At 72.5% G+C, this 11,779-nt stretch carries 9 protein-coding genes; 4 read left to right on the top strand and 5 right to left on the bottom strand.

From position 1 onward, the window contains the following. Positions 1–41: 41 nt before the first annotated feature. The 4 genes from FGW37_RS28150 (at position 42) to FGW37_RS28135 (ending at position 5,456) form a co-directional block, all read left to right on the top strand. Complete coding sequence (locus FGW37_RS28150; RefSeq protein WP_179083625.1) at positions 42–1,499, top strand: catalase; 1,458 nt, start codon at positions 42–44, stop codon at positions 1,497–1,499. 28 nt (positions 1,500–1,527) lie between these two features. Continuing rightward, positions 1,528–2,310 carry an MBL fold metallo-hydrolase gene (locus FGW37_RS28145; protein WP_179083624.1) on the top strand — a complete coding sequence of 261 codons (783 nt, stop codon included), beginning with the start codon at positions 1,528–1,530 and terminating at the stop codon, positions 2,308–2,310. A 103-nt stretch (positions 2,311–2,413) separates the two neighbouring features. Then, positions 2,414–3,697 carry a CynX/NimT family MFS transporter gene (locus FGW37_RS28140; RefSeq protein ID WP_179083623.1) on the top strand — a complete coding sequence of 428 codons (1,284 nt, stop codon included), beginning with the start codon at positions 2,414–2,416 and terminating at the stop codon, positions 3,695–3,697. A gap of 268 nt (positions 3,698–3,965) precedes the next feature. Then, positions 3,966–5,456 carry an FUSC family protein gene (locus FGW37_RS28135; RefSeq protein ID WP_246430607.1) on the top strand — a complete coding sequence of 497 codons (1,491 nt, stop codon included), beginning with the start codon at positions 3,966–3,968 and terminating at the stop codon, positions 5,454–5,456. Here FGW37_RS28135 and FGW37_RS28130 read toward each other — a convergent pair. From FGW37_RS28130 to FGW37_RS28110, 5 genes are all read right to left on the bottom strand, one after another. Continuing rightward, positions 5,436–6,896, bottom strand: a complete 1,461-nt coding sequence (locus FGW37_RS28130; protein ID WP_179083622.1) for an MATE family efflux transporter — start codon at positions 6,894–6,896, stop codon at positions 5,436–5,438. The two genes, FGW37_RS28135 and FGW37_RS28130, sit on opposite strands and share 21 nt — an antisense overlap. Before the next feature lie 8 nt (positions 6,897–6,904). After that, positions 6,905–7,930 carry a cysteine synthase family protein gene (locus tag FGW37_RS28125; RefSeq protein WP_179083621.1) on the bottom strand — a complete coding sequence of 342 codons (1,026 nt, stop codon included), beginning with the start codon at positions 7,928–7,930 and terminating at the stop codon, positions 6,905–6,907. Between the two features lie 32 nt (positions 7,931–7,962). Beyond that, a complete protein-coding gene (locus FGW37_RS28120) occupies positions 7,963–9,351 on the bottom strand; it encodes an alanine racemase (RefSeq protein ID WP_179083620.1) in 1,389 nt (462 codons plus the stop codon). Continuing rightward, entirely contained in the window at positions 9,342–10,367 is a 1,026-nt protein-coding gene (locus FGW37_RS28115; protein WP_179083619.1) for an ornithine cyclodeaminase family protein, read from the bottom strand. Before FGW37_RS28115 ends, FGW37_RS28120 begins: the two co-directional genes overlap by 10 nt. Before the next feature lie 80 nt (positions 10,368–10,447). Next, positions 10,448–11,440, bottom strand: coding sequence for a TauD/TfdA family dioxygenase (locus FGW37_RS28110; protein ID WP_179083618.1), 993 nt, complete (start codon positions 11,438–11,440; stop codon positions 10,448–10,450). Between the last annotated feature and the right edge of the window lie 339 nt (positions 11,441–11,779).

The raw sequence follows: 11,779 nt of genomic DNA, 5'->3' as shown, positions 1-11,779 counted from the left end.
GCCCGCCGCACAGACCAACCGCCAACCGAAGGGAATGTGCCATGACCGAGAGTCGTCCCGTGACGACCACGGACAGCGGTATCCCGGTACCGAGCGACGAGTTCTCCCAGTCCGTGGGGGCCGACGGCCCGCTGCTGCTGCAGGACCACTACCTGATCCAGAAGCTCGCGCACTTCGACCGCGAGCGCGTGCCCGAGCGGGTCGTGCACGCCAAGGGCGGCGGCGCGTACGGAGTCCTGGAGATCACCGAGGACGTCAGCCAGTACACCAAGGCCGACGTCTTCCGCCGCGGCAAGCGCACGGACCTGTTCCTGCGCTTCTCGACGGTGGCCGGTGAGCTCGGCTTCGCGGACACGGCCCGCGACCCGCGCGGCTTCGCGGTGAAGCTGTACACCGAAGAAGGCAATTACGACATTGTCGGGAACAACACGCCGATCTTCTTCATCCGCGACCCGCAGAAGTTCCCGGACTTCATCCACTCGCAGAAGCGGCGTGCCGACAACCACCTGCACGACAACAACATGCAGTGGGACTTCTGGACGCTGTCGCCGGAGTCGGCGCACCAGGTCACGATCCTGATGTCCGACCGCGGCACCCCGTTCTCCTGGCGGCACATGAACGGCTACGGCAGCCACACGTTCCTGTGGTACAACGACGCCCGGGAGAAGTTCTGGGTGAAGTACCACTTCAAGACGGACCAGGGCATCAGGAACTTCACGGGCGACGAGGCGGCGGCCGCGGGCGCCGACGACCCGGACTTCCACATCCGGGACCTCTACCAGGCGGTCAGGAAGGGCGACCACCCGACCTGGACCCTCCAGGTGCAGGTCATGCCCTTCGAGGACGCGGCGGACTACCGGTTCAACCCGTTCGACCTGACCAAGATCTGGCCGCACGAGGACTACCCGCCGATCGACATCGGCACCCTGACGCTCAACCGCAACCCGGAGAACTACTTCGCCGAGGTCGAGCAGGCCGCCTTCGAGCCGTCGAACCTGGTTCCGGGCGTGGCGCCCTCCCCGGACAAGATGCTGCAGGGGCGGCTGTTCAGCTACCCCGACACCCACCGCTACCGGATCGGCGCCAACTACCTGCAGTTGCCGGTCAACCGGCCGAAGAACGCGGTGCACTCCTACAACCGCGACGGGTCCATGCGGTACGGCAACCCGGGCGACCCCGTGTACGCGCCCAACAGCTTCGGCGGCCCGGTCGCCGACCCTATGCTGCTCGTCGGCGAGCACTACGAGGTCACCGGCGAGATCGTCCGCAGCGCCCACCGGCTCCACGTCGAGGACGACGACTTCGTCCAGGCTCGGGCCCTGTGGGAGAAGGTCATGACCGACACGGACCGCGCGCACCTGGTGACCAACATCGTCGCGCACGCCTCGGCGCCCGAGGTGACGGCGGAGACGAAGGAGCGCGTCGTCGACTACTGGCGCAGCGTCCACAAGGACCTGGGCCTGCAGGTCGCCAGGGGCCTGGGTGTCCAGGGGAAGTAACCACAAGCAGCGTCGCGAGGAGCAGACCATGAGTTCGGCCGAGACCGTCACCCTCCGGCGTCTCGCCTGGGCCGGCGTCGAAGTGGCGGCCGGGGACGTACGGGTCGTCATCGATGCCATCCGGAACACCGAGGACCTGGCGGGCTTCCAGGGCCAGCCACGGCGCCCCCTGCCCGGCATCGACGCCGCGCCGGGGGTGCGGACCCACGCCTTCGTCACCCACCTCCACCCCGACCACTGCGACCGCAAGCTGCTCGCCGAGATCGCCGCGAGCGACGGCGGCACCGTGGGCTGCCACACGCCGATCGTGGACGTCCTGGGCGGGATGGGGGTGAGCGCGGTGCCGCAGGAGATGGGCGAGCGGCGGAAGATCGGGCCGTTCACCACCATTCCCGTGGCGTCGCACGACTGGCGCGGCGACGACCAGGTCGCCTGGATCGTCGAGGGGCCGGGCCTGCGCATCATCCACTTCGGCGACACCATCTGGCACGGCATGTGGTGGTCGATCGCGCGCGACTACGGCCCGTTCGACGTCGCGTTCCTTCCCATCGCCGGGGTGATGGCGCGCCGCGAGGGCCTCACCCCGACCAACCAGCCCGCCACGCTCACCCCGGAGCAGGCCGTCGAGGCGGCGGTGGTCCTCCAGGCGTCGACCGCCTGCGCGATCCACTACGACCTCTTCAACAACCCGCCGTACTACACCGAGCAGCACGACGTGCGCGGGCGCTTCCTGCGGGCCGCCCGGGCCAGGGGGATCCACGCCATCGCCCCCGGCGACGGCAAACCCGTGCCCCTCGCCACCGCCGCCTGACCCAGCAGCCGCGCATGCCCACCGGGCCCTCGTCCCGGCGCCCTTCCCCCTGGCGCCGGCCGGAGGCGGCGGCCCGGTGTGCGTACCCCCGGAAGGATCGTTCGTGACCCCACCCCCTGAATCGGAAGCCGGGGTTTCCTCGCCCCCCGGAACGGCGGGCGCGCCCGCTGCGGCCGTCGGCGCGGCGGCCGGGCCCGGTTCCGTTCCCGCCCACGGCACTCCGCGCAGCCGTCGCGTGCTCTGGTACGCGCTGGCGGTGCTGCTGGTCGGGATCAACATGCGGCCCGCCATCGTGGCGGTCTCCCCGCTGCTGGACGAGATCCGGCACGTCACCGGCCTGTCCAACGGCGGCGCCGGTGCGCTGTCGACGCTGCCGCTGATCTGCTTCGGCATCTTCGCTCCGCTCGCGCCCCGGCTGACCCGCCGCTGGGGCATGGAGCGCACCCTGGTCGCGGTGCTGGCGGTGCTGCTGTGCGGCACCGCGATACGCCTCGTCCCGTCGCTGTTCCCCCTGTTCGCCGGGACGTTCCTGGTCGGCACGGCGGTGGCCGTCGCGAACGTGGTCATCACGGCGCTGATCAAGCGGGACTTCCCGCAGCAGGTCGGGCTGATGTCCGGCCTGCACACCACCATGCTGGTCGGCGGCGGCGCGGTCACGGCCGCCGCGACCGTTCCGCTGCGCGACGCGCTGTCGCTGTCGTGGGCCGGCGGCCTGTCCGTCTGGGGCGTGCTGGCGCTCGCGGCGCTGGTGGTGTGGGCGCCGCGGCTGCGCCGGGGACGGGAGCAGCCGCCGGTCCCGGCGCAGGCGGGCGGTTCGATCTGGCGCAGCAGGCTGGCCTGGGCGGTCGCCCTGTTCTACGCGTTCCAGTCCCTGCTCTACTACACCGCGACCACGTGGCTGCCGTCGTTCTACATCGACCACGGCTACACCGAGGGCGGCGCCGGGGTGCTGCTCGCGGTGTGCATGGGCTCGGCCATGGTCACCTCGCTCCTGGTGCCGGTGTGGGCGCAGCGGTCCCGGCGGCAGAGCTATCTGGCGGTGGGCGGCACCGTGCTGTGCATGGCGGCCTTCGCCGGCCTGATCGCCGCGCCGGTCGGGGCGGCGGTGCTGTGGGCCGTCCTGCTGGGGCTCGGTCTGGGGGCCGTGCTCTCCCTGGGCATCGCCTACATGTCGATGTGCGTCCGCAGCACGCACGACGCGGGCCTGCTGTCGGCGATGTCGCAGTGCGTGGGCTACCTGCTGGCGGCCGTGGGCCCGACCGCCTTCGGCGCCGCCCGCGACCTGACCGGGGCGTGGACCGCCGGGCTGATCGCGCTGGTGGTCCTGGCCGTGCCGATGGGGATCACCGGTGCACTCGCCGGCCGCGGGGGCCACATCGAACGGTAGGAGAACGGTAGGAGAACAGAACGGCAGGAGGGAGGGCCGTGCGTGCCATTGGCCCTCCCTCGCAGCGGCCCGAGCGGCCGCCACTGGGCCAATGGCTCAGAGAAATCGACCTCTGTTGAGCCAGCAGTCGATGTAATGGTCTGATGTGGGTGTCGATGGCGCTGCGGATCTCCGCGGCGCCTTTTTCATGTCGCATTCGCACCGGCTTTCCTGCCGGCTGCTGGGCCAGCACGTCGAAGGGGCGGGAGCATTGCTGAAGAGGGCGTTCATGGCACCGGATCCGGGCCTGGGCAGGCTGCGGGTCGCCTCCCGCGCCGTCCTGGGCGTGACCTTCGCGGTCGTCGTCGTCCAGCTGTCCGGCCTGCCGCTGACCGCCTCCATCACCGGTGGCCTCACGGCGCTGCTCGCGCTGTTCACGGTGGCCGACCCGACCGTGCGGCGCCAGGTGAACACGACAGCCTTGCTGCCGGTCGTGGGCTTCCCCGTGCTCGCGCTGGCGGCCGGGCTGCACGGGCTGCCGCTGGTGCGCGACGCGGCCTTCCTCGCCGTCGTCTTCTGCGGGGTCTACGCCCGCCGCTGGGGCCCGCGGGGCAACGCGCTCGGGATCTTCGGCTTCATGATGTTCTTCGCGACGCAGTTCCTGCACGCCGTCCCCGCTCAGCTGCCGCACCTGTACACGGCCATGATCATGTCCCTGGCGGCCGCAGGCTCCGTCCGCTTCGGGTTCTGGTGCATCGAGCGGCGCACCCCGCCGCCCGCGGGCCCGGCGCCCCTCGCCGGGCACGGGCTGGCGCGCGTCACGACCCGGCAGGCCTTCCAGACCGCCTTCGCCTGCGGCCTGGCGCTCGCCGTGGGCCAGATGGTCTCCGACGAGCGCTGGTACTGGGCCGTCGGCACCGCCTGGTGGATCTTCGTGAACACCGCGTCGCGCGGCGAGACGCTCGTGCGGGGCTTCCGGCGGGTCCTGGGCACGGTGATGGGCATCGCCACCGGCATGGTCGTCGCCATCCCCCTGCACGGGGCGCCCGCGCCCACCGCGGCCCTCGTCGCGGTGTGCGTGTTCGCCATCTTCTACACCGCCGCCGTCTCCTACACGTGGATGATGTTCGCCGTGACGGTGATGGCCGGGCTGCTCTACGGGCTCCTCGGAGTCCTGGACGCGGACCTGCTCACGCTCCGGCTGGCCCAGACCGGCGTCGGAGCGGCCGGTGCGGCGCTCGCCGTGCTCCTCGTGCTGCCCGTCACCACGCACGCCACCACCGACGCCTGGATCCAGCGCGCCCTGCGCTGCGTGCACGCGTGCGCCGCCGAGGCCGCCGCGCGCCTGGCCGGCTCGGAGACCGCCGACCCCGCCCCGCGGGTGACCGAACTGGAGCTGCTGCTCGGCCGGGTCCGGCTCTCCCTCGCTCCGCTCGTCCACCCGCTGAACCCCTTCCCCGCCCGCAAGGACAAGGCCCGCCGCGTGCTCGCGCTCCTCGACGACTGCGCCCGCGAAGTGCGGGGACTGGCGTCCGTCGCCGCCGACCCGGAGGCCTCCCACGACGACCGGCTCGCCGCCGCCTGCCGGCGCGTGGAGGGCGCGGTAGAGGCGCTCACCACGCCGGGGAAGGCGCGCGGCACCGCGGTCGCCTCGGCCGCGGCACCCGAGCACCTGCCGGCCGAGCCGGCCCTCGCCCACCTGCACGACCTGGAGCGGGCCCTGGCCGAACTGGCCGCGCCGCTGCGCAGCACCCGGCCCTCACCCCTGGTCGGCGCCTGACGGCCTCCGCAGCGGGTGCCCGGCCGGCGGCGCCGGGTACGCGGTGGCAACCGCCTCCTGCTCCCGTGCGCGGGCGCGGAGGGCGCTGCCGTAGCGGCGCAGGAGGAGGATCGCTGTGGTGGCGAGGCCGGCGAGGAGGCCGAGCCAGATGCCGAGGGTGCCGAGGCCGGCCGCGTAGCCGAAGAGCCAGGCGGCGGGGAGGCCCACCGCCCAGTAGCCGACGAGGGTGATCCGGAAGCCGCTCCTGGTGTCGTCGAGGCCGCGCAGGAGACCGACCCCGATGTTCTGCGCGCAGTCGAAGAACTGGAGCACGGCGACGACGAGCAGCAGCCGCGTCGCGATCGTCACGGCCCTGTCGTCGCCCGCGGCCCCGCCGTCCAGGAACGGGCGCAGCACCAGGCCGGGCAGGGTGACGTAGATGGCGGCGACGGCTGCCATGACGGCGGCGGCACAGGCCAGCGCGGTGTTCTTGATGCGCAGTGCGGCCTGGACGCGGCCGAGGGCGAGTTCGCGGCTGACGTTGATGGAGGCCGCGTGGGAGAGCCCCACGGCGACCTGGAAGACGATGTAGACGAGCTGATTGACGGCGGTGTGGGCGGCCAGGGCGGCGCTGCCGAAGGAGCCGGCCATGAGGGCGGTGACCGAGAAGAACCCGGCCTCGGATCCGTAGGTGGCGGCGATGGGGACGCCCAGGCGCACGAGCTCGCGCACGGTGGTGCGGTCGGCCGCGAAGACGTTGAGGCTGAGCAGCGGGGCGAGGGCCGGGTCCCTCCTCGCGGAGGCGTACAGGGCGAGGAAGGAGAGCAGGTAGACGGCGGAGGTGGCGACGCCGATGCCGCTCAGGCCCAGCTTCGGCAGGCCCCAGGTGCCGTGGATCAGCGCCCAGTCGAGGCCGGCGTTGACGGCGACGGAGGCGAGGGTGATCTGCAGCAGGGCCTGGGGGCGGCGCATGCCGACGGTGAACTGACGGACGGCCTGGAACCACAGGCACGGCAGCAGGCCGGGGGCGAGGGCGGGCAGCATCGTCCGTACGCGGTCGGCGACGGCGGCCTCCTGGCCGAGCAGGGTGAGGGCCTGCCCGGCCAGGAGCATGAGAACGGCTCCCGCCAGTCCGGCGAGGGTGGCCACCGCCATGCTCGCGCGGACGATCCTGCGGACCTCCGCGTCGCTCCGCGCGGCGTCGCCGTCCGCGGTCTCGGCGCGGGCGGCGGCGGCCGCGATGCGGTTGCCCACGGAGGTGACCAGGCCGACGCCCATGGTGCGGAGCTGGTTGAAGATGACGAGGGCCAGGCCGCCGGCCGCCAGGTCGCGGGTGCTCAGCAGGCCCATCATCACCGTGTCGGTGGTGGTCAGGGCCACCTGGGCGAGCTGGGTGAGGACGAGGGGGACGGCGAGGCCGGCCAGCGCCCGGCTGTCGCGGAGGAGGGTGGTCGGGTCCATGAGGGGCATCAGCCCTTGCGGAGTTTGGTGAGGGCCTCGTCGATCTCGCGCTCCAGAGCGGGATCGGTGAGGTTCCTGGCGTTCATCCACGCGTCGTCGAACACGGTGTCCATGTACTTCTCCCCGCCGTCGTTGACGAGGGCGACGATAGTGGTGCCCGGGGGCAGGGACGGCAGTCGCGTCAGCGCCTCGTGGACCACGCCGCCCGCGGACCCGCCGATGAGGAGGCCGGTGCGGGCGACGGCGCGGGCCGTCGCGAAGGCCTCGACGTCGCCGACCTTGACGCCCTCGTCGATCAGGTCGAAGTCGACCAGCGCGCCGATCTCGGCGCCTTCGGGGGTGCCGGTGCCGGACTGGTAGTAGTCGTGGGCGGGGCCGCCGAAGGCGATCGACCCCTTGGGCTCGACGCCGACGGTGCGCACGCCGGGTACGAGCTTGCGCAGCTCGCGCGTGGTGCCGCACAGGGAGCCGCCGGTGCCGACGGCGCCGATGAGGACGTCGATGCGGCCGCCGAGGGCCTGGTGGAGCTCGTGGGCGACGGGGTGGTACCCGACGCCGTTGCTGGGGTTGTTGTGCTGTTCGGTGAAGACGGTGTTGTCCCGGCCGCGGGCCATCTCCTCGGCGAGTTCCTCGCGCGCGGCCGTGGCCAGCTCCTCGGTGCCGTCGTCGACCACGTAGACGAGTTCGGTGCCGAGCGCCTTCATGGCGCGCAGCTTGTCGGAACAGGCGTGGTGGTCGACGACGGCGGTGAAGGCGTAGCCGCGCTCGGCGGCGACGACGGCGAGGCCGAGCCCGGTGTTGCCGGAGGTGGACTCGATGATGCGGCCGCCGGGGCGCAGCTCGCCGCGGGCCTCGGCGTCGAGGACCATCTGACGGGCCATACGGATCTTGGCGGTGCCGGTGGGGTTGTACATCTCCAGCTTGAGGAGCAGCCGGCTGCCGTCGTCGGTGCGGCACAGCTCGAACAGCGGGGTGCGTCCGATGAGGTCGGAGATGCGGGAGACCACGGCGGGGCGCATCAGTGCCTCGTTCATGGAAGGGACTCCTGTGACAGGCGGGGAGGGGATCAGCAGGCGGGCCGGCGGTCCAGGCGCCAGCGGGGCCGGCCGCCGGTGGTGGTGGCGGTGTCGACCACGACCTTGAGGGGCAGCGGCAGGTCGTGGAAGGGGGACTCGTTCGAATCCATCTGGTAGCCCGCCGTGTTGGGGTAGACCAGCAGGTCGCCGACCGACGGGCGGACGGGGAAGGGGATCTTGCGCCAGGTGAGCAGGTCCGACTCCAGGCAGGTGGCACCGCCCGCGCACGCGGGGTGGACCCCGCTCCCCCGGGCCCGGCCGGTGGGGGTGACCAGCACGGGCTCGGGGAGGAATTCGCTGTTGAACCACTGCTCGGACAGGCTCAGGCTCGTGCCGTCGACGGTGAGGATCGCGTAGCCCTCGCGGTCCTTGACGCCCTGAATGCGGAAGACGGAGCAGCCTGCCCGGTCCAGCAGTGCGCGACCCGGCTCCATCAGCAGGAGGGTGCGGGTCTCCCGGAGTCTGCGGCCGAGGCTGTCCCGGCCGCCCGCGGGGACGGCGGCCAGCACGGCGCGGAGGGCTTCGGCTCCGGCGACCGGCGAGTGGTACGGGTAGAAGTCGGCGGGCGTGAACCTCCTGTGCGCGTGGTAGTGCCCGGGCTGCTGCGCCGCGAGGAAGGAGTGCCAGTCGCCGGCTGCCGCGTAGTCGACGGCGAAGCCGCCGCCGATGCTGATCCGGTCGGCCTGCAGCCCCATGACGCGGGCCTTGAGGCAGAGGTCGACGAGGTGGCCGGCGAGGTCGGCGCGCGGCTGGACGGCGTAGCCGGAGAGGTGGAAGCCGAAGCCTTCCATCCGGACGGCGTCACCGGCCCGTGCGCAGTGCGCGAGGGCCTCTTCGAGCTCCGCCGCGTCCAGGCCGAAGCGGCTGCCGGGCTGTGCCGGGGGCAGGACGCGGAGCAGCAGCCGGGGCGGAGGGGCCCCGCCCGCCCGGGGCGCGGCGGTGAGGCGGTCGAGTTCGTCGAGGGAGTCGACCGCGGTCAGGGCGCCCTGGAGGGCGGCCACGCGCAGCAGTTCCTCGCTCTTGGCCGGGCCCGTCACCACGATGTTCTCGCCGCGGACGCCGTGCCCCAGGGCCTCGCGGAGCTCGCCGGGGCTCGCGACGTCCACTCCGGCGCCCGCGGCGGCGCAGCGTTCGATCCATACGGCGGCCTTGTTGGCCTTCTTCGCGTAGTACACGCGCCCGTCCACCCCGGCGTCGGCCGGCGCCGCGCGGAATGCGGCGAGGTTGGCGTCGAAGCGGTGCGGGAGCAGGAAGTGGAAGGGGCCTCCGAAGGCGTGGGCCAGCTCGTGGAGGAGGCCGCTGCCGAGGACCGCGTCCGTCGCGGGGTCGGGGTGCGCGGGCAGGCTGGGAGGGGGCAGGGGTATGCCGTTCACCGCCACAGCGGCACCTGCGTTCCCAGGCCCTGTGCGAGGGCGAGCTGGGCGAAGCGGTGGCCGAGGGCGATGTCGGTGACGACCAGGCCGCTGTTGTAGGCGAAGATCCGCTCGCCCGCTGCGGTGCGGCCCGCCGCCGCGCCGGCGAGGACCGGGGGGAACTCGGTGTCGACGGCGGGGAGTTTGCCGTCGGCGTCCGCCATGTCGGTGCCGGTGACGTTCATCTGGGCCTCGCTGGTGGCCACGACGCGGTCGGCGTGGTGCAGCGTGGAGGGGGCCAGGCCGTGGCCCACCAGGATCGACAGCGTCCCCGGCCCGAGATCGCCGGCCTCGACGGCCGCCGGAGTGTGCCCGCCGGCCGTGGCCAGGATGACGTCGGCCTCGGCCGCCGCGGCCCGGGCGTCGGCGACGACCTCGACGTCGCGGTCGGGGAAGTGGGCGTGCAGCTGTGCCCGTACCGCCTCGATTCCCTCGGGGTGGGTGCCGAAGAGCATCAGCCGGTCCAGGCCGGGCAGCGTGGTCAGCAGGAACGGCAGGGCCAGGCGGCCTTGGGTTCCGGTGCCGATGACCAGGGCGCTGCGCGCCCCGGGGGCGGCGCACTCGCGGGCCAGCAGGGCGGAGACGGCCGGGGTGCGCAGGGAGCCGATGCGGCTGCAGTCCATCATCGCGACGGGCAGGCCGGTGACGTCGTCGTAGAGGGTGAGGGTGGTGTAGTAGTGCTGCTCCTGGCGCCCCTTGTCCAGGCCGTGCTTGTACGAGGTCTTGACGGCGACGACGTCGCGGGAGCCGTCGCGGCCGAGCATGGCGTACGCGACCGAGTGCCCGTCGGCGGGCTTGACGGTGAGCTTGCGCGGGTTGTCCGAGAGGCCCGCGGCCAGGGTGCGGTAGGCGCCCTCGACCGTGCCGACGACGTCGGCGAGGGTGATGTCGATGCCCGCGAGGTCGCTGGTGGACAGCAGGCGCAGGGTCGTGTCGTCGGCGGGTGCGCCGGGTATGCAGGGGTCGGCGGCGGTACGGGTCATGTCTCGCTCCTCGTCTGCTGGTTGTGCCGGTCGCCGATCAGACGGCGATCAGGCAGGGTCAGGCAGGGTTCAGGCAGTGATCAGGCGGCGTACGCCTTGGTGACGGCCTGGCCGTACCCGTGCTCGCCGGCCTCGGCCGGGGGCCGGGTGCCGCGCCCGGGGACGCATACCGACGCGCGCTTGAGCCAGCGGTCGGTGCCGTCGTAGCGGGCCTTGAAGGGCACGCGGCCGTGCACGACGACGTCGTTGTCGACGACGAGGACCTCGCCTGGGCTCAGGCTCACCGCGACCGAGACGCGGGCGAGTTCGGCCTCCAGCCGCTCGTACGCGGCCCGGTAGGCGGGGGTGGCCTTCTCCAGCGGGGTGTAGGCGGGGTCGAAGCGGAGGGTGAGGCCGTCCTCGGAGCGCCACAGGGTGGGCACGTCCGGCGGCTCCCCCACGAAGCCCTGCGCTTCGAAGTAGGCGTCGTCGGGGAGGATGGGCAGTTCGGGGCGGGAGAGCGTGGCGATGTCGGCCTCCTCCAGCCGTACCTTGCGGATGCTCGCCGCCGTGGTGGCGATGTGGTCGTGGTTGCGCATGCAACCGAGCATCAGCAGGTGGGCTCGGCCGGGGTGGAAGGCGTCCTCGGTGTGCGGGCTGAGGAGGACGTCGCTGCTGGCGCCGGTCTGGGCCTGCTCGTGGCCGACGGCGGGGACGATGTTGTGCACGAACCGCCCGCCCTGCTGGCCCTCCCAGGCGATGGGGTTGCCCATGGCGGCGGCGAGCAGCAGCATCACGATGTCGTGGCCGGCTGCGCTGTCCCCGGCCTCGGCCCAGCTCGCGGGCGTGGGGCCGATGCGGGTGTCGTCGACGGTCAGGCCGCGCAGCACGAACAGGCCGTCGTCGGTGTCGACGGGACGCAGGTGCTCGCGGATCGTCCCGTCGAGGTCCGCCGCCGACTCGGCGATCCTTTCGAGGAGTTCGGGGGACGTGGCGGACGTGCCGAAGGCGGCGAGGATCTCTCCGGCGGTGCGGTGGAGTTCGGCGGCCGAGGTGGCGTCGATCCGGCGTACGGGTGGGGCTCCCGTGCTCATGGCAAGGTCATCCGTTCCGTGTGCAGGGGCGGAGGAGAGGTTTCCGGGCATGCCCGGGAAGCGGCCGCGGGGCATGGCGGTGCGCGGACGGCTGCCTGTGGGGGGCGGCAACGTGTGGCGGAAATAGGGCTGTTGGCGTCAGCGGACGCCGAGAAACGTACCACCGAAATTAGGTTAGGCAAACCTTATTTAGAGGTAGCCCCACTTCTCCTGGTTTCGCCCAACTCACCCTGCTCAAAGCGGAGGTTGACGATGCCTCACCTTTCGCTTCACCGTCCACACAACATTGCGATCATGGCGCATATCAGGGTAGGCAAACCTAAGTAACAGCAACTGCAG

The sequence above is a fragment of the Streptomyces rectiverticillatus genome (assembly GCF_013394065.1).
Taxonomy (GTDB): domain Bacteria; phylum Actinomycetota; class Actinomycetes; order Streptomycetales; family Streptomycetaceae; genus Streptomyces; species Streptomyces rectiverticillatus.
This window is presented reverse-complemented; position numbering and strand designations above follow the sequence as displayed.

Coding starts and splice junctions, on each gene's coding strand:
- FGW37_RS28150 (WP_179083625.1), top strand. CDS start 42: ATGACCGAGAGTCGTCCCGTGACGACCACGGACAGCGGTATCCCGGTA.
- FGW37_RS28145 (WP_179083624.1), top strand. CDS start 1,528: ATGAGTTCGGCCGAGACCGTCACCCTCCGGCGTCTCGCCTGGGCCGGC.
- FGW37_RS28135 (WP_246430607.1), top strand. CDS start 3,966: ATGGCACCGGATCCGGGCCTGGGCAGGCTGCGGGTCGCCTCCCGCGCC.
- FGW37_RS28130 (WP_179083622.1), bottom strand. CDS start 6,896: ATGGACCCGACCACCCTCCTCCGCGACAGCCGGGCGCTGGCCGGCCTC.
- FGW37_RS28125 (WP_179083621.1), bottom strand. CDS start 7,930: ATGAACGAGGCACTGATGCGCCCCGCCGTGGTCTCCCGCATCTCCGAC.
- FGW37_RS28115 (WP_179083619.1), bottom strand. CDS start 10,367: ATGACCCGTACCGCCGCCGACCCCTGCATACCCGGCGCACCCGCCGAC.
- FGW37_RS28110 (WP_179083618.1), bottom strand. CDS start 11,440: ATGAGCACGGGAGCCCCACCCGTACGCCGGATCGACGCCACCTCGGCC.